The 17,728-nt window shown below is 53.2% G+C and carries 16 protein-coding genes; 13 read left to right on the top strand and 3 right to left on the bottom strand.

The features are described from left to right. Positions 1 to 91: 91 nt before the first annotated feature. Together CHM34_RS14665 and CHM34_RS14660 are read right to left on the bottom strand one after the other, a co-directional pair. Positions 92 to 883, bottom strand: a complete 792-nt coding sequence (locus CHM34_RS14665; protein ID WP_094265355.1) for a 5'-nucleotidase, lipoprotein e(P4) family — start codon at positions 881 to 883, stop codon at positions 92 to 94. Positions 884 to 1,153: 270 nt separating this feature from the next. Continuing rightward, positions 1,154 to 1,615, bottom strand: a complete 462-nt coding sequence (locus tag CHM34_RS14660; RefSeq protein ID WP_169713759.1) for a hypothetical protein — start codon at positions 1,613 to 1,615, stop codon at positions 1,154 to 1,156. A gap of 465 nt (positions 1,616 to 2,080) precedes the next feature. Between CHM34_RS14660 and CHM34_RS14650 the strand changes: the two genes are divergently transcribed. Both CHM34_RS14650 and CHM34_RS14645 read left to right on the top strand, forming a co-directional pair. Next, positions 2,081 to 3,154 (top strand): ABC transporter ATP-binding protein, encoded by a 1,074-nt coding sequence (locus CHM34_RS14650; RefSeq protein ID WP_094265415.1) that lies wholly within the window; start codon positions 2,081 to 2,083, stop codon positions 3,152 to 3,154. Continuing rightward, positions 3,151 to 4,677, top strand: coding sequence for an ABC transporter permease/substrate-binding protein (locus CHM34_RS14645; RefSeq protein ID WP_094265352.1), 1,527 nt, complete (start codon positions 3,151 to 3,153; stop codon positions 4,675 to 4,677). The genes CHM34_RS14650 and CHM34_RS14645 overlap by 4 nt, the downstream gene beginning before the upstream one ends. Positions 4,678 to 4,901: 224 nt before the next feature. Here CHM34_RS14645 and CHM34_RS14640 read toward each other — a convergent pair whose 3' ends face one another. After that, on the bottom strand, positions 4,902 to 7,100 hold the full coding sequence (locus tag CHM34_RS14640) for a transglycosylase domain-containing protein (protein WP_094265351.1): 2,199 nt from the start codon (positions 7,098 to 7,100) through the stop codon (positions 4,902 to 4,904). Between the two features lie 268 nt (positions 7,101 to 7,368). Between CHM34_RS14640 and CHM34_RS14635 the strand changes: the two genes are divergently transcribed. The 11 genes from CHM34_RS14635 to CHM34_RS14585 all read left to right on the top strand — a co-directional run bounded on the left by CHM34_RS14635 (position 7,369) and on the right by CHM34_RS14585 (position 17,626). Continuing rightward, positions 7,369 to 7,797: a DUF2621 family protein gene (locus CHM34_RS14635; protein ID WP_094265414.1), complete on the top strand. Its 429-nt coding sequence runs from the start codon at positions 7,369 to 7,371 to the stop codon at positions 7,795 to 7,797. A gap of 581 nt (positions 7,798 to 8,378) precedes the next feature. Further along, positions 8,379 to 9,293, top strand: coding sequence for an ABC transporter ATP-binding protein (locus tag CHM34_RS14630; RefSeq protein WP_094265350.1), 915 nt, complete (start codon positions 8,379 to 8,381; stop codon positions 9,291 to 9,293). After that, entirely contained in the window at positions 9,290 to 10,399 is a 1,110-nt protein-coding gene (locus CHM34_RS14625; RefSeq protein ID WP_094265349.1) for an ABC transporter permease, read from the top strand. The genes CHM34_RS14630 and CHM34_RS14625 overlap by 4 nt, the downstream gene beginning before the upstream one ends. Positions 10,400 to 10,420: 21 nt before the next feature. Continuing rightward, positions 10,421 to 10,792 (top strand): holo-ACP synthase, encoded by a 372-nt coding sequence (acpS, locus tag CHM34_RS14620; RefSeq protein ID WP_094265348.1) that lies wholly within the window; start codon positions 10,421 to 10,423, stop codon positions 10,790 to 10,792. An 84-nt stretch (positions 10,793 to 10,876) separates the two neighbouring features. After that, positions 10,877 to 12,415, top strand: coding sequence for an NAD(P)H-hydrate dehydratase (locus tag CHM34_RS14615; RefSeq protein WP_094265347.1), 1,539 nt, complete (start codon positions 10,877 to 10,879; stop codon positions 12,413 to 12,415). An 81-nt stretch (positions 12,416 to 12,496) separates the two neighbouring features. Further along, complete coding sequence (locus tag CHM34_RS14610; protein ID WP_094265346.1) at positions 12,497 to 13,525, top strand: outer membrane lipoprotein-sorting protein; 1,029 nt, start codon at positions 12,497 to 12,499, stop codon at positions 13,523 to 13,525. Positions 13,526 to 13,657: 132 nt separating this feature from the next. Beyond that, positions 13,658 to 14,737: an oxidoreductase gene (locus CHM34_RS14605; protein ID WP_094265345.1), complete on the top strand. Its 1,080-nt coding sequence runs from the start codon at positions 13,658 to 13,660 to the stop codon at positions 14,735 to 14,737. A 325-nt stretch (positions 14,738 to 15,062) separates the two neighbouring features. Beyond that, entirely contained in the window at positions 15,063 to 15,500 is a 438-nt protein-coding gene (locus tag CHM34_RS14600) for a hypothetical protein (RefSeq protein ID WP_094265344.1), read from the top strand. After that, positions 15,490 to 16,701: an alanine racemase gene (gene alr, locus CHM34_RS14595; RefSeq protein ID WP_094265343.1), complete on the top strand. Its 1,212-nt coding sequence runs from the start codon at positions 15,490 to 15,492 to the stop codon at positions 16,699 to 16,701. The genes CHM34_RS14600 and alr overlap by 11 nt, the downstream gene beginning before the upstream one ends. Before the next feature lie 318 nt (positions 16,702 to 17,019). Continuing rightward, on the top strand, positions 17,020 to 17,271 hold the full coding sequence (locus tag CHM34_RS14590) for a CopG family ribbon-helix-helix protein (protein WP_094265413.1): 252 nt from the start codon (positions 17,020 to 17,022) through the stop codon (positions 17,269 to 17,271). Between the two features lie 4 nt (positions 17,272 to 17,275). Beyond that, a complete protein-coding gene (locus CHM34_RS14585) occupies positions 17,276 to 17,626 on the top strand; it encodes a type II toxin-antitoxin system PemK/MazF family toxin (protein WP_094265342.1) in 351 nt (116 codons plus the stop codon). Positions 17,627 to 17,728 lie beyond the last annotated feature (102 nt).

Below are 17,728 nucleotides of genomic sequence, written 5' to 3'. Positions count from 1 at the left end.
GCCATCCTTCATATTTGTTCCGGATCGTAAAATCCCCCCCCTCCAAGGATGAGGGGGGGATTTTGGTTGATCTTGATCTTGGGGACAACACTTACTTCCAACTTTCCAATTCGGCATGGGTCCACTCGTTATAAGTGGGGTTGGGAAGGATGATAAATCGATCCCCAAATTCGTCCTTCATTTTTTCAACAGCCGCGTTTCGGTCTTCGGATGACTCACCGGAAAATTCGTCGGAGAAGTCGTGAAGGGTATCACCGATCAGCAATGCGATATCATAATTTTCTTTTTTAATGGCGCCGCGCCGTTCTTTTTTGGACGGACCTTTAAGACGGACGTTATCTTTGGTTGCCTGAGGAAGGTCCAATTTTTTCAGATTTTTGATGGTCGCTTCCTCATTTTCGACGACCCGGTTGGAAACATAAAAAATCTTGACCCCTTTTTGGTCGGCATGATTTAAGAACTCTTTGGATCCGGGAATAAGGTCCGCGCTTGCCGCTTTTACCCAAGTGTCCCATTCTTCCCCCCATTCGGTGTAGTCAAAGCCTTCTTTGACACCCATAGCCAGGTGAGGGGTATTATCCAGTACCGTTTCGTCTAAATCGATGACAATGGCCGGTTTTTGATCGCCCTTTTTGTTTTCCAGATATTCATCCAGACGTTTTTTCGCCATATTGTAGGCTTGTACTTGTAAAGCGTGGGCCTCTGCGCTTTTTTGTTGGTAGAGGACGGCCATCTCATATTTTTTTGCGGGATTGGGATCGGGGTCCGCCTGATTCTCCCCGTCTGTGTTTTTTCCGTTTTCCGTGTGGTTGGCACATCCGACCGCTACCAGCAATAAAGCGGTCATCAGTATCAGAATCTGTGTCAATCGTCGTTTCTTCAAGTCGTTCAACACTCCTTGCCATTCATGTGCTTGGGTAATGAAAATAAGTCCATGATGTACAGCCTTCTTGTATGGGAAGAGCGATATTCATGATACAATCTAACATACTTTTAGATGTATATAAAATGTGAACAGAGAACGGATCAAATCGATCAAAGTAGCCCGAAGAGGAAAAAAACCGTTTTTCCAAGCACCTGTGCCGCCATGCGGCGAGGTTGGTGGAAAAACGGTTCTGATGGCGATTTTGATGTTGCCGGGTGTGGATCCGCTTTAAACGATTTGAAAAGTGACGAACACAATGATCACCAGCATTGCCAAGAGACTGAAGTTGAGTAAGCCGATATAACGCTTAACGGTGGAGGCCATGGTGGACTCGTCTTTTTCGCTTTGCACTTTTTTCAACAGTTTGCCGCCATAAAGGGGCAGACCGATGATATACAACAGGACGAACAGGCTGCCGAAACGCTCTTTAACAGTTAACCACAAGGGTTGATCCGCCCCCCAGGTTCCGGTGACCAGCATGTACATTCCCGCCGCCAGGGCCAGGACAGCCACCGGTACCATCATTCGAACGTTGAGGTTGTGAACGTTTTCCAGGCTTTTACTCATGGAGATTCCGGACTGGTGCAATGCCGTCGATTTGCGAAGCCATACGGCCATTACGGTCAATCCGCCGAACCAGGTGGCAATGCTTAAAATGTGAACAAAAAGAGCAATTTTATAACCGATCATCATGCTTCCCCATTTCTTTCTGGATTGAATGTCGATCACAGGGCCCCTTCAAAGTCACTTTGATCGGTTTGATCCCTTGCCGAGGCGGTCGGTCGGGCTGGCAGGCGTCCCCGATTTCTTGCAAAAAACGCATAGAGAGACCGGGTGGCGAGACTGGTACTGAAATGAGTGCAAAGGATCTCCGCCGGCCTATCACCCTCCCGACTTCGTTACCGGGCGGGGCGCAACACTTCAAATGCTCTACCGGTCTCATGGATCAAACCCTCCTGACTTATTGTACATGATTTTGATCTGTTTTTGGATTCTTCCTGCCGATTCATCCCCGATGCTCGACAAAAATTCAAAAAGATGTCATCTTCGGCATCCTGAAAAAAGGACGTTTCGTCGATACAGGAATCAGGAATGGACAAGTGATTCCTCCGAATGGATTAGGCTGACAAAGTTGACAAAAGGGCGTGATTGGGAATGATCACTTTTTCTTCGGTGTCCAAAACTTTTGAAGATGGAACGGAGGGTTTAAAATCCTTGGATTTCCGGATTCGAGAGGGGGAGTTTTTCGTCTTGATCGGACCCAGCGGATGTGGAAAGACGACGGCGCTCAAGATGATCAATCGTCTGATTGAGCCCACGACCGGAGAGATCCGAATCCGGGACCGAGAGGTCCATACGTTCAACATCCACGAACTGCGTTGGAATATCGGTTATGTACTTCAGCAGATCGCTCTGTTTCCCCATCTGACCGTCGCCGAGAATATCGCTGTCGTACCGGAGATGCGCCGATGGAGCAAGGAACGGATCCGAAAGCGGGTGGACGAATTATTGGACATGGTGGGATTAGAACCCTCTGTATTCCGGGGACGAAAGCCGGCGGAGCTCTCCGGGGGACAGCAACAACGGATCGGTGTGGTGCGGGCGCTGGCGGGCGACCCCGAGATGATTGTGATGGACGAGCCCTTCAGTGCTCTGGATCCGATCACCCGGGAGCAACTGCAACAGGATATCCGCAACTTGCAACAAGAGATCCGAAAGACCGTGGTTTTTGTCACCCATGATATGGATGAGGCGATGGCCTTGGGCGACCGGGTTTGTCTGATGAGACAAGGGGAGGCGGTGCAGATCGACACCCCTCAGAATCTGATCACCCGTCCGGTTAACTCCTTTGTCCGGCAATTCATCGGAGATCGGAAAACAGCGTGGCTGACTGCTGTCGATGTGATGATGGAGCCTGCCGATCCTTATCTGACAACAGAGGAACGCCTGGCAGAAGCGGAGGGGAGAGGTCCGGTCCGCCTTCCTTTGTATGTCCGGGATCAACAAGGTCATCTGAAAGGGGAGTGGAATGGGCACTCCCTGAAAACCGACATCCTTGCCATCGAAAACGATACGAAGCTGAGAGACGCTGTTCGGCTCTTTCAAGAAGCGGACAGAGAGGTACTCCCTGTCGTTAAAGGGAATCGATTGGTGGGCGTTCTCTCCTATCGAAGCATTGTCAGTTACCTGGAGAAATCCAGCCGGGAAGGAGAGGTCGGTTCTGTATGAGTCTGTTTCAAGAATGGTGGTCTTTGGTTGACAAACGGTCGGATGTGTTGATGGAGACGACTTGGGAACATCTCCAACTTTCTCTGATTTCCCTTCTGCTGGCGGTGCTGGTGGCTCTTCCCCTGGGTGTATTTCTGACCCGGAGGCGGCGGATCGCTGAACCGGTCATCGGGATGGCGGCGGTCATGCAGACGATTCCCAGTCTGGCTCTTCTCGGCTTTATGATCCCTTTAATCGGAATCGGAAAAATACCGGCGGTGATCGCTCTGACTGTTTACGCTCTGCTGCCGATCCTGCGCAATACATATACCGGGATCAAAGAGGTGGATCCGGCTTTGATCGAAGCGGCTACGGGGATGGGAATGAGTTCGTTTCGCCGTTTGCGAACCGTCGAACTTCCCCTGGCGATGCCGGTGATCATGGCGGGGATCCGAACGGCCATGGTACTAATCGTCGGGACAGCGACTCTGGCTGCTCTGATCGGAGCCGGTGGCCTGGGTGACCTCATCCTGCTGGGAATCCAGCGGGCGGATAACGGATATATTCTGCTGGGGGCGATTCCCGCCGCCCTTTTAGCCATACTATTTGATGGAATTCTTCGTTTTACGGAGAAACGGTCCCGGACGGGCCGTTTCCGCCCTATTCTGGCCGTTCTGATGGTTGCTGTTCTGGCGGTGGCCGCCCCGCTGGCGATGCAGGGGAAAAAAGAAAATGTGGTGATCGGAGGGAAATTGGGAGCGGAACCCGAGAACCTGATTCATATGTACAAGCTGTTGATCGAAGAGGAGACAGACCTTTCAGTTACCCTGAAACCGGGACTGGGCGGGACGGATTTTTTGTTCAACGCGTTGGAAAAAGGAGATATCGATATCTATCCCGAGTTTACCGGGACAGTTCTCTCCTCTTTGTTGAAGGAAGATTTGCCGAACACAGATACGGAAGAAGTCTACCGGCAGGCAAAGAAAGGTCTTGAGGAAAAATATCAAATGGAGCTGTTAAAGCCGATGGTCTATAACAACACCTATGTGTTAGCCGTGAGAGAAGAAACTGCGGACCGTTACGGCCTGAAAACGATCTCCGATCTGAAGCCTTATGAAGACCAGTTAAAGGCAGGGTTTACCTTTGAATTTAAGGACCGGGAGGATGGATATCGGGGTATTCAGAAGAAATACGACCTTGACCTTTCCCGAATTCGGACGATGGATGCCGGATTGCGGGCCAAAGCTCTCCAGAGCGGACAGGTGGATGTGATCGACGCCTATTCCACCGACGGGTATATGATCCAATACCGGCTGGTGGAACTGGAGGATGACAAAAACCTTTTCCCTCCTTATCAGGGCGCCCCGTTGATTCGAAAGGAAACGCTGGAAAACCATCCGAAACTGGAGGAAGTCCTGAACCGGCTGGCCGGCAAAATTACCGAAGACGAAATGCGCAAGATGAATTATCGAGTCGATTACCGGGATGAAGACCCTGCCGAGGTCGCTCGGGAGTATCTCCTGGACCAGGGGCTGATTCGTTAGTACTCAGGCGAACCATACCATCTCCGGCAGAACAGCCGATCGACAGCGGGAGGAGATCGTCGACAAACTGGAAAGAGCGCCGGAAGAAGAGAAGGATCCGGATCAGCCCCTCTCATGAATGTGAAAAATCACCCCTTGCACACGTACAGGTGCGGGGGTGATTTTTCTTTCCGGGCATACGTAAAGCTGGAATGATCTGTGTTCTCGACTTGGTTTCGACCGGTTCATTGTTCCGGTTGATCGGGATTTTCAGGCTGTTCGGGATTCCCCGGCTGTTCCGGTTGTTCCGGTTGCTCCGGCTGTTCCGGTTGCTCCGGCTCTTCGGGTTCCTCTGGAGGTCCGGGATCCGGTTGTTCCGGTTCTTCCGGGGGACCCGGTTGTTTTGGTTCGCCGGGTTGATCGGGTTTTTCCCCGCCGGGCTTTTGCTCCGGCTTATCGGGTTTTTCCCGTTCCGGTTTCTGTTTTTCTTCCTGCGGCTGTTGGGGAGAAGAATCGGGTGTATCTTTGGGGGTTTTTCCGCCACGGTTTTGCGGACCGGAAGAGCTCGTATATTGAAAACGGCTGACTTTCGTGTCCTTCAGGGTATCGGACATCACTTGCTTGAAGATCCGGGCCGGATATTCTCCCCCGCTCAAATCCACTTGGCTGCCGTTTTGGTTGAATACCATCGTCGCCATGACGTACTCCGGTGTAAAGCCGACGAACCAGGCTTCACGACTATTTTGGGTGGTTCCTGTTTTTCCGGCCACATCCCGGCCGTCGGCCAGCTGGGCGTTTTTGCCGGTCCCCTGAACGACGACATGTTTCAGGATTTTAGTCATAGTGGAAGCTGTCTCCGGGCTGTACAGTTTCTTGTTTTTTTTGATTGATTTGTCAGGTTTTACTACATTCCCGTCCACATCGACGATCTTTGTAATGGCGTGAGCCTCCGTCACTTTCCCTTTGTTGACGAATCCGGTGTAGGCCTGAGCCATCTGGACGGTGTTGACGCCTTTAGTCAGTCCTCCCAGAGCCAACGGTGCCAGGGATTTGTCTTTGGCAGTCAGGTTCAACCCCGCTTTCTGCCCGTATTGGAAGCCGGTTTTCACACCGACCACTTCATGGAGGAGACGGACAGTCGCTACGTTGATCGATTTGCCGGCTACGGTCTTCAGCGGGACCGTACCATGATTGATGTGGTCGTAATTTTTCGGCGACCATCCGTTGACGGAGAAGGGGGCGTCGGAAACGGGGGTGTTTTCATTGTACCCCCGTTCTTCCACTGCCGGAGCGTATACCGTTACTGGTTTGATCGAGGAACCGGGTTGTATTTTGGACAATGCCCGGTTTTCATATCCGCGGATGTATTTTCGTCCCCCGCCGATCGCCGCAATCTGCCCCGTCTTTGGATCGATCATCGTTGCTCCGCCGTCCAGCTTGTCGTGGTTGTGGTAGAAGGAATCCTTTTTAAGCGTTTGTTCCAGGGAGCGCTGGGCTTTGCGGTTCATGCCGGTGTAAATTTTATAGTCTCCGTTGGCCAGCTGTTGACCGTCCAAATGGTAACGTTCGGCGGCTTCCTTGAGAATGTAATCCTTATAAGCCTGATAATGATCGTCCTGTGTGTGTTTCTGCAGGTATTTCTTATTGACCCCTAAATCCTTCTCTTTATATTTTTCGCTTTCTTTTTCTGTGATCATATTCAGTTCAGCCATTTTGTTCAGGACGACGTTGCGGCGATGCTTGGCTTTGTCCGGATTTCGGTAGGGATTGTAACCCTCCGGTGCTTTTGGGAGGCCGGCCAAAAGAGCGATTTCATGGGGTTCCAGTTTGTCTTTGGTCAGGTCTTTATCGAAATAAATCTTGGAGGCCATCTGAATCCCGCGGACATCGTTCCCGAGATAAATATAGTTGAGATAGGATTCCAGGATTTCTTTTTTTGTATAGTGGCGTTCCAGGTTGTAGGCGATGGCGATCTCGCTTACTTTCCGCATGAACGTTTTTTCGTTTTCATTCAGGACAATGTTTCGGGCGACTTGCATGGTGATGGTGCTTCCGCCTTCAGCGGGGGACATGGTAAGGAGGTCGACGGCAAGTGCCCGTCCAAGTCCCTTTAGATCGGCACCGTTGTGTTTATAAAACCGTTCGTCTTCGACACCGACAAAAGTTTCCATCAGTTTTTTCGTTCGGATCTGATCCAAGTCGACATAGTCTCTGTTTTTGTCCCCCATCGTGGCAACGACTTTCTCTCTATGGTCGTAGATGGAGGTGGCGAACCGCATGTCTTTCAGGCTGTCCAGGTCGTAAACGGCATTGGTCATCATGACCGCCGCACAACCCCCGACGGTAAACAAGATGACGGTGGAGGTTACTAACAGCCACCACTTTTTCGTCATCATGGCCTTATAGAACAAACGGCCGTAACTTTTCCATCTTTTCACATTCATGAATTCCTCTCCCCCTAAAATACAATATATATCATAATGGTCTCTTTTGGAAAATAGAACGGTTCAATATTTATGGACGAATTGGTGAACAGGGAATGGATCGGCATCTTCCGCTTCGGTCACCAATAGATGGTCACCAACGCACTTTACATACCCATGCTTCGGATGGGCATTAGGCGGCGGGCCCGACTCGTGATACAATGGGAAAAAGGCCGGAAGGATGGAGTTTCCCGGAGGGAGCTTCGCCGCTGAGGAGTGCGAGGTGAGGATGATGCCGGATTGGATCATATGGGTGATGATCCCGTGGTTTTTGTTTATGATCTGGTTTTTTGCCACGGGAGGTTACTTCATGTTTCGGAAGTTTTTAAAAGGGATGCCCAAGGAGGACGGAAAATCCGACTTGGACTGGCAGGATTATTACATCGCAAAAACCCGCCACCTGTGGACGGAGGAGCAGAAAGCGCTGTTGGAAGAGTTGGTGCAGCCGGTACCCCAGCTGTTCCGGGATGCGGCAAAACGGACCATCGCCGGAAAGATCGGTGAATTGGCGGTAAAGGAGAAAGCCGACCGGATGAGGGAAGACTTGATTATCCGCGGTTACATCCTGGCGACTCCGAAACGGGACCACAAGTGGTTAGTGGAAACCCTCCGGCGCCAACAGATCGATCTTCAGCCGTACCGGGAGCTGCTGGAGTGAAAAAGAGGATGGCCGAAACGGAATGGACCCTTTTGGCCATCCTCTTTTTTTGGCAAAAAATCTTTTGCTTCTCTATATTTATATTCGAAGAGTGACTTTGTTTTGTGTCCTAAAATGATCGATTCAAATGTTACGCGGATGTGAAGTGTAAGCTGATGAAACTTCTCGATATCCACGTCCGCAGATCGAAGGGACTGGAAGGTATTCTTGCAGCAAAGACAAAGACCGGGAAATATGGCACTTCGCATGGTTTACCGTTCTCTTTAAAAAGGAATGGCACTCATGATGGAGTGCCTTTTCTATGCGGAATACGTTCAGCCGCCCTCGCCCGATACCCGATCCCGTCCGATTGGTGGAGACCGCGTTTTCCTAGTGATATACTGAACCATGATCGGTGGAAAAGCTGGTAATGATGATAGTCCGGAGTGGGCCGCTCGAAGCGTTGTGATTGAATGTTCGATTCGAGAAGAGGGAAGCGTTTGCCCCTGCCCGCAGCAGGAGGATTCTTAAGCGGCCCGGAGACCAAGTTATGGATGGATCAGACAGCCGCCAAAGGGCTGCCATGAAAGGGAAGACTTTATATGATACGGGTACAACATCTGGTAAAGGTTTATGACGGTGTGAAAGTGGTGGATCGGGTTTCCTTTGAGGTGGAAGAGGGAGAGGTTTTCGGCTTGCTGGGGCCCAATGGGGCGGGTAAGACGACAACGATGGAGATGATTGAAGGACTTCGGGAGCCCGATGAGGGCCGAGTGACGATCGATGGGTTGGACGGGAGCCGACAGCGGTCGGCGGTAAAGGAAACGATCGGTGTCCAGCTCCAGTCCACCGCTTTGTTCGATCATCTGACGGTGGAGGAAATTATTCTTTTATATGGCAGTTTCTATCGAAGGATGCGGCCGGTGAAGGAATTGCTCCGTTCCTTTGATCTGGAGGGCAAGGCAAAGACGTTGGTCAAACATCTCTCCGGTGGACAAAGGCAACGCTTGGCCATCGCGATCGCGGTGGTCCACGATCCCCGGGTGATTTTTTTGGATGAGCCCACGACCGGGCTGGATCCCAAGGCGAGGAGAAGTCTGTGGGAAATTGTACTGCGTCTTCGGGATGAAGGGCGAACCGTTTTTCTATCTACCCATTATATGGAGGAAGCGGAGCAGTTGTGCGACCGGGTGGCGATTATGGACGCCGGTAAGGTGATCGCTTTGGATTCACCGGCGGGGCTGATTCGGCAATTGGCCACAGACAGTGTGGTCGAATTCCTGCCGGAGAAGGATTCGACGGTTGGTTTTCGGGACCTGGACGGGGTGAAGGAAATGAAGTGGAGTGAGGACGGCACCGCTGTCGTTCTCCTGACGGACGATTTGCAGGCAACGCTGCGAGGTCTGATTTCCCGGGCGGATGAGCAGGGGGTGGCTCTGTCCGGATTGCGTACCCGGACGGCCACTTTGGAGGATGTCTTTTTGAAGCGTACAGGAAAGAGGTTGACAGAGGGATGAAGGCGTATTGGCGATTGACGTGGGCACAGTTGTTGCTGTTCGCCCGTAACAAGAATACGGTGATCTGGTCGTTATTTCTCCCGATCTTCATGATGCTGGCCCTGGGAACCCTGATGGGGGACAGCGGAGGAACGCAGTTTTCCCTTCATGTCGTTGTAGCCGACGAGGATCAGAGTGCGGTCTCCCGGGAACTGGTGAAAACGTTTCGCGAAGCCGAGGGGTTGAAGGTGTCCGCCGCAGATCGGGATTCAGGTTTGAAACAGGTGAAATCGGGAGATGCGGACCTGTTGGTTCAGTTGAAAAAAGGGTTGGGGGAACGATTGGCTTCCTCCGGTGAAAAAGGAAGCCCGAATCGGGTCGCCCTCTATTTGGATCAAACCGATCCAACCGTGTCCGAAGTGGGCTCCACGGTGGTGCGGCAGGTGATTGACCGTATCAATAAAGAGCGCTTGGATTATCAGCCGCCGGTTACCGTGCAGGAGGTCAATGTGCAGAGCCGGCCGCTGGGATATATCGACTTTTTAGTTCCGGGGATTTTATCCCTGATGATTATGACCAACAACCTCAATGCCGTGGCCGCTACCATCGCATCGTGGCGGGAACGGGGAATCCTCCGGCGGATGCAGGGCACACCGCTGTCCAGTTCCACCTTTATCGCCGGACAGATCACCGCCCGGGTGATGCTGAACGGGTTGCAAGCCCTGGCGGTCCTGTTGGTGGCCTATTTTGTTTATGATGTGCACGTTTACGGGTCCTGGTGGTTGTTGCTTTTCTTTATTTTGCTGGGAACCCTTACGTTTATGTCTATGGGCTTTATCATCGCAAGTCTGGCCAAAACACCGGAGAGTGCCGCTCCGATTGCCGGTCTGATCTCCTTTCCCATGATCTTTGTCGGCGGGATCTTCTTCCCGGTCCGGGACCTGCCCGGTCTGTTACAGCCTTTGGTGAAGGCGATTCCCATCGGTTATTTGACGGATTCTCTGCGAGGGGTGATGAACGAGGGAGCCAGTCTAGTTCAGCTTTGGGTACCGGCGTCGGTACTCGGGGCATGGCTGATCGTTTCCTTTACTGTGGCGGCCTGGACTTTCCGGTGGGATGTGAAATAATCGCGAACGGGGGAGAGTGGCTTGATACTCGGGATTGGAACAGATCTGATTGAGTTGTCGCGAGTCAAGCGCTTCGGTGTAGAACGGTTGGCGGACCGGATCTTGTCAGAAGCGGAGAAGGAATGGGGAGGAGTTGAAACCCGTCGTCTGGAATGGATCGCCGGACGTTTCACCGCGAAAGAGGCCGTGGCTAAAGCGGCGGGGACCGGTATCGGCGGGGTGATGGGCTTCCGGGATATCCGGGTGTTGACGGATGACCGGGGCCAACCCTTCGCTCGGTTATCGGAGAAAAGCAGTCATACCCTGGGGTGGAAAGGGGATGTGGCGGTTCACTTGTCCATCACCCATACCGACACCATGGCCGCCGCTTTTGTCGTCATCGAACAGTGCTGATTGGAAAAGCCTAGCCTGTCAGTCTTGTCTGCATATCCGCCACCGGTGGGACATATAGTTATAACGCGGTTGGGAGGGACATCCTTGTATCTGTACACTGCACAGGAAATGCGCGATCTGGACCGGTATGCCATCGAAGAGATCGGCATTCCGGGTATGGTTCTGATGGAAAACGCGGGTCATGCTGTCGCCCGCCGCCTGTTGGATCGGTGGAGGCGTTCAGCGACAGCGGTTGTACTGTCCGGGTCCGGGAACAATGGAGGAGATGGATTTGTCATCGCCCGCCGCCTCGCTTCCGCCGGTTGGGACGTTTCCCTGTGGATCGCCGGTTCGGTGGAAAAAATGTCTCAGGAAACGCGGACGTTTTATGAGGCTTGTATCCATGCCGGTGTCACGGGGGAATTTTACGATTCGTCCCAGAAACAGGCATTGGCCCGTCATCTGGAACACTCCGATGTCGTGGTGGATGCCCTGTTAGGAACAGGGATCCGCGGTGAACTGCGGGAGCCGGTACGGACACTGATCCGGATGGTTAATCAACAAGCGCGGGGATTTGTCGTCGCCGTCGATGTACCGAGCGGAGTGGACACGGATACGGGGGCGGTTGCGTCTGAGGCAGTTGTGGCTGATAAGACGATTACATTTGCCCACCCCAAATGGTGCCACTATCTGCGGCCGGCGGCGGAGCGATGCGGAAATGTTCGAGTGGAGGATATCGGGATCCCGCAACAGGCGGTGCACCTGTCCCCTCCCTCCTCTCGGATCAACGAACCGTCTCTGTGGCAGGCGTATTTGAAGCCCCGTTCCCGCTGGTCCCACAAGGGAGACTTCGGGCATCTGCTGGTGGTCGGAGGTTCTCGAGGGATGCTGGGAGCGGCGGTGATGGCAGGTACAGCCGCTCTGCGGACAGGAGCGGGTCTGGCTACTGTCGCTGTTCCGGAAGGACAGGAGCAAGCCTTGGCCGCTCAAGTGACGGAAGCTTTGGTCTGGGGTTGGCCGGACGACGGGCAAGGTCATTTTTCTGCCGGCTTCCCGCAGGACTGGGAAAAACGGGTTCGCCGGTTGAAGGCGGTTGCCGCCGGCCCCGGCCTGGGCCGCTTCGACGGGGAGGAGGAGTGGTTGCGTCGGTTGCTGCAACAGGCTCCAGTTCCGCTGGTGCTGGATGCCGACGCCCTCAACATTTTGTCCAAGGATCCTTCACTGTTGAGGGAGAGGAGGCAACCGACCGTGCTCACCCCTCATCCGGGAGAGATGGCTCGTCTGTCGGGACAGGGGGTGAAGGAGGTGGAGTCCTCCCGTCGCCGAATCGCCCGGGAATGGGCTCAAGCCTGGGGGGTGACCGTGGTCCTGAAAGGGACCTATACCCTGATCGCCTTTCCCGACGGTACTCAGGTACTGAATACCACGGGCGGTCCGGCGCTGGCCAAGGCGGGCTCCGGCGATATCCTTACCGGCATTCTGGGTGCCCTCCTCGCCCGGGGTATCCCGGAAAAGGCGGCGGTTCCCATGGGCGTTTACCTTCACGGACTTGCCGGACAACAGGCGGTTACCTCGACAGAGCACAGTGTACTGGCCCGAGATGTGATCGCAGCGATCGGACCCGCGATCCGTCCGTTCCTCTGATCGCGCCCGTGCCTGACCGACACATTTCCCGGGGAATGGACAGCACAGAACCGTTGTCCCCCGTGAGAAAGGGTTGATGAAATGCGTCGGATCGCATGGGCTCTCGTTGCCGTCCTGGTTCTTGTCCCAGTATTGACGGGATGCGGCGAGAAGACCCCGGAACAAGTGGTGAGCGATCTGTCGAAGCGTTCGGAGAAGCTGAAAAGCTACAAAAGTCACGGGAAGATGACGATTCACACCGGTCAGTCGCCTCAGGAATATGAAGTGGAAGTCTGGTATAAGAAACCCCATTTTTACCGTGTCGCTTTGAAAAACACGAAGAAAGACGTCACGCAGATTTTGCTTCGCAACGATGAAGGCGTCTTCGTTCTCACCCCTCATCTGGAAAAGAGTTTCCGCTTTCAGAGCGATTGGCCGGAAAACAGCGGGCAAGTGTACCTCTACAAGTCCTTGTTAGACAGTATTATCGATGATTCCGCCCGCAAAATGGTCAGTTCCAAAGAATCCTACCAGTTTGAGGTGGCGGCGAATTACAACCAGAACCAAACCTTAAAGACGCAACGGATTTGGATGGACACCGACTACAATCCGCAGAAGGTGGAAGTGCTGAACGACGAGGATAAGGTGATGGTCGAGGTTTTGTTCGACCGGTTTGAGCCGAATGCTTCCTTTGATGACAATTCTTTCGATAAGGATCGAAATATGACCGGTTATGCCGAACAATCGGTACCGACTCTGGCTGAAGATCAAAAGGAGTCGGAGGATGGGGACGATTTTGATGTGATCAATCCGGATTGGATTCCCGAGGAAAGTGAGCTGGTGGATGAAAATACCGTCAACACCCCTGGTGGAAAGGCGGTAATTATGCGCTACAAAGGAAAGAAGTCCTTCACTCTGACCCAAAAGCATCCCGATGCCGTGGAAGCCAGTCTCCCGGTTTACGGAAAGCCTTTGAACCTGGGATTTACCCATGGCGTTCTGCTGGAGATCGACGGCAAGAAGCGCCTTTCCTGGACTTATGAAGGAACCGACTTTGAACTTTACGGGGACCTCCCGGAGAAAGAGATGGAAAAAATCGCCCGGTCTGTCTTTGAAAAAGACCCCAAATAGGGAAGCCGATCCTGCGGATCGGTTCCTGCGCTGAATGGACAGAAGCAAGTACTGTCCATTTTTTATGGATGGATTATTGATTTTGTCCTTTAATTGGCCCATGATACGATACTCAAAGGATCAAAAGGAGAAATGCAGAAATCAAACCGTGAAAAGGAGCGGATTGGATTGAACACGATCAAGGCGGGTATCATCGGATACGGTTTGTCCGGGGCGGTTTTCCACGCGCCGACGATCCACGCGGCAGAAGGGTTGGAACTGGTGAAGGTGGTTACAAGCCGGGAAGAGGAAGTGAGGAAGGATTGGCCCGGAGTCCAAGTGGTTCAGGATCCGGAAGCTTTATTCCGCGATCCAGATCTGGACCTGGTTGTTGTGGCCACTCCCAACACCTTGCATTATCCGCTGGCTGAGCAGGCATTGAAGGCGGGAAAGCACGTCGTGGTGGAGAAGCCCTTTGTCATTCACGCGGATGAGGGGATCGCCCTCGCCCGCCTGGCGCAGGAAAAAGGACGAGTTCTCAGTGTTTATCATAACCGGCGTTGGGACAATGATTTTCTAACCGTCAAAAAATGGATCGAAGAGGGGCGTTTGGGGAACATTCACACCTTTCAAGTTCGTTTTGACCGGTTTCGGCCGCAGGTACGGGATCGTTGGCGGGAGAAGGACCTTCCCGGGGCCGGTATCCTGTACGATCTGGGCTCCCATTTGATCGATCAGGCCCTCACCTTGTTCGGGGACCCGGAGACAGTCTTCGGCGATGTGCAGGCCCAGCGTCCCGGGGCGGAAACAGAGGACTATTTTCATATTGTATTGGGATACGAAAACGGCCTTCGAGCCATCCTTCACGCCGGTTCCATGGTGAAGCAGCCGGGTCCCCGCTTTGAGGTTCACGGGTCTCGGGGAAGCTTGGTCAAATACGGAATGGACAGCCAGGAAAATTCCTTAAAACAGGGGATGAAACCGGGAGACCCCGGCTGGGGAGAAGATGACCCCGAATGTTACGCCGAAGTGACGCTGGAAGAGGGGGGGCAGACGGTAACCGAAACCGTTCCCACCCTTCGGGGCCGGTATGAGGATTACTACCGTAACCTGGTGCAGTCGGTGACCCGGGGCGTACCGGCTCCGGTAACCGCGGAAGACGGAGTCCGGGTGATCCGGGTGATCGAGCGGGTGAAGGAGAGCTGTGCCAATCAGAAAACTCTCTCTTTGTGACCAAACACGGGGGGCGGATGATGGACCGCACAATCACGTATTCCAGGGAAAAACAGTCTTTGCGAACGGCTTCTGTCCATTGTATGATAGGTTTGAAACAGTGACAGATCAGGTGTCCCTCATTAGAAGCGTTGTGAAAAGGCTTCTTTTAGGGAGGGTTGGGTTCCGCACGGAGTGCCTTTGGCTGCGAAACGGAGCGTGGAACCCAACCCCGACCCGCCAAGAATGCGGCGGAGTCCGAATTCGCTCCCGCACCCAGTTATCATGAATAATCAGACAGGCGCTAGAAGGTCACAGCTTCCGGTCAAAAAAGAAGGGATCAAGGATGGAAGAACAGCCGATTCATGAAGAGACGACCTCATACAAGGTACTCTTATACCGTAAAAATCGAGCCTTGCGTTTGTGGGAGATCGGAGTGTTTCTCGTGGGCCTCTTTGGTGCGGCCCCGTATTTTGAATTTCGCTCTCCGGGATTTGTCGCTGTCCTCGTACTGCTGGGAGTGGCGGTGATGGGTCTGGTTCCCGCTTTATACCGGGTTATATACCGTCCCCGCTATATTCTTTATCCGCGGGAGCTGGTGATTCATTTCGGCGGTCGGCGGAATACGTATGCTTTGACACAGGTGAAACCCGCCTATGATATGCCTTATGTCTATCGGATACAAGATCGGAAGATTTCCTTGTTAGTCAGCGATGCTTTTATTGAATCATTGGAGACACGGCGTCAAATGATTGAGCGAGGGTTGGATTCCCATGACAGGTGAACCGTACTATCGGGATACCGTGGCTGAAGTGGATCTGGATGCCATCGCTCACAATGTGGGGGAATTTCGCCGACGACTCCCGAAGAAGATTCGGCTGATGGCGGCAGTGAAGGCCAACGCCTACGGACATGGAGCGATCCCGGTGTCCCGGGCCGCCCTCCAGGCCGGGGCGACAGATTTGGGTGTCGCTTTTTTGGATGAAGCCTTGGAATTGCGCCGGGGCGGCGTCACGGCTCCGATTTTGGTATTGGGGGATGTCCCCCCAAACGCTGTTGAAGTGGCTTTGGAAGGGGACATCGCTCTGACGGTCTACCGGTTTGATACCGCAAAAGCGATCAGCGAAGCGGCGGTACGTATGGGCCGGAAGGCACGGGTTCACGTGAAAGTGGACACTGGTATGGGGCGACTGGGTCTGTGGGGGGAGACAGCGGTTCCCTTTGTGGAAGAGGTCGCCTCCTTCCCCGGGTTAGAGGTGGAAGGGCTGTATACCCACTTTGCTACGGCGGATGCGGCGGATAAAACCTATACCGAAAATCAACACCGCTTGTTGATGAACGTGGTGAAGGAACTTCGAAAGAGGGGGCGTGAGATTCCCCTGGTTCATTGCTCCAACAGCGCCGCCGCCATCGATTGTCCCGATTACGCCCACAGTATGATCCGACTGGGGATCAGCATGTACGGATACTACCCTTCCGACGAAGTGAACCGGGAGGCTGTCCGCCTCCGTTCGGCTTTAACCTTAAAAACCCGAGTGGTTTACTTGAAGCGTCCTCCCGCCGGTTGCGGTATCAGTTACGGAAAGACTTTTATCGCCGACGGATCGCGATGGGTGGCGACACTGCCCATCGGTTACGCCGACGGGTTCAGCCGGTCCCTGTCCAACCGGGGGGAAGCCTTGATCCGAGGCACGCGGGTGCCCATCGCCGGTCGGATTTGCATGGATCAGACGATGCTGGACGTCACCGAAGCGATGCCGGTAAAGGTGGGGGATGAAGTGGTTCTTTACGGGTGTCAGGGGAATGAAAGCATCCATGTGGATGAGGTCGCCGACCGATTGGGGACGATCTCCTACGAGGTTACCTGTATGATCGATCGTCGGGTTCCCCGGGTTTACAAACGTTCCGGGAGAACAGTGGGGTGGGTCAACGCTTTGGCTGCCACCTCCGAACCGGCCCCCGGTGCCGGGTTGGATGACGGTTAATGTAATTCGATCGATTTCCCTGGTGAGAAAGGATACCGGAAGGAAGGAATTTTACCCCGTGAAGCGAATACATTTAATATTGTCCGCAAACCCCGTCGTAGAACGGTTGGACTGCACTGATATTCGAAGGCCAGGCCCTCTCTAAGCCTGTTTTCGGGAAAATGTCCGGGTACATTCGGATTGGAAGGGTCTGCCTCGGGACCCGGTCTCTAAGTATATTTTTGCAACAGGTTTAACATAATGGTAGTATTGATAAGGGAAATCGCCAACGGTGATGATTGGTTGGGGGTGCGTACGTTGTCCGAGACAAAGAGAATCATGATCAGTCTGCCTCAGCATCTGTTGCAAGAAGTAGACGGGATGGTTGAAAAAGAGAATTCAAATCGCAGCGAATTTGTACGCCAGGCGATGAAACTCTACTTGTATGAACGCAAGAAGCGTTTGATCCGCGAAATGATGCAACGCGGGTATATGGAAATGGCCAAGATCAACTTGAATATCGCATCGGAAGCGTTCGAGGCGGAAGAGGAAGCGGACGATACTACGATTCGTTTGGTTAGCGGGGTGTAACCTTTTGATTGTGAAGCGTGGCGATGTTTATTTTGCCGATCTCTCTCCTGTGGTCGGGTCAGAGCAAGGTGGGGTGCGTCCTGTTCTGATAATCCAAAACAATATCGGAAACCGGTTTAGCCCCACTGTGATCATCGCCGCGATCACTGCTCAAATCGAAAAGGCTAAATTACCCACTCATGTCGAGATCGATGCGAAGGCATACGGATTTGATCGAGACTCGGTCATTTTGTTGGAACAGATCAGAACCATCGACAAACAACGCCTCACAGATAAAATTACCCATCTGGACGAAGAGATGATGGTCCGGGTAAACGAGGCGCTCAATATCAGTTTGGGCCTTATCGATTTTTAGAACGCGTGGATCGGAAAGGGAGGTGCGTGGTCAACAGCATCTCTCTTTTTACGTTTCCGGATGAAAAAGACGCATCGGCGAGATGCACAACCCCGATGCTAC

This window comes from Paludifilum halophilum, from assembly GCF_002245355.1.
Lineage (GTDB): Bacteria > Bacillota > Bacilli > Thermoactinomycetales > DSM-45169 > Paludifilum > Paludifilum halophilum.
Note: the sequence above shows the minus strand (reverse complement) of the source record. Positions and strands in the feature narration are given on the sequence as shown.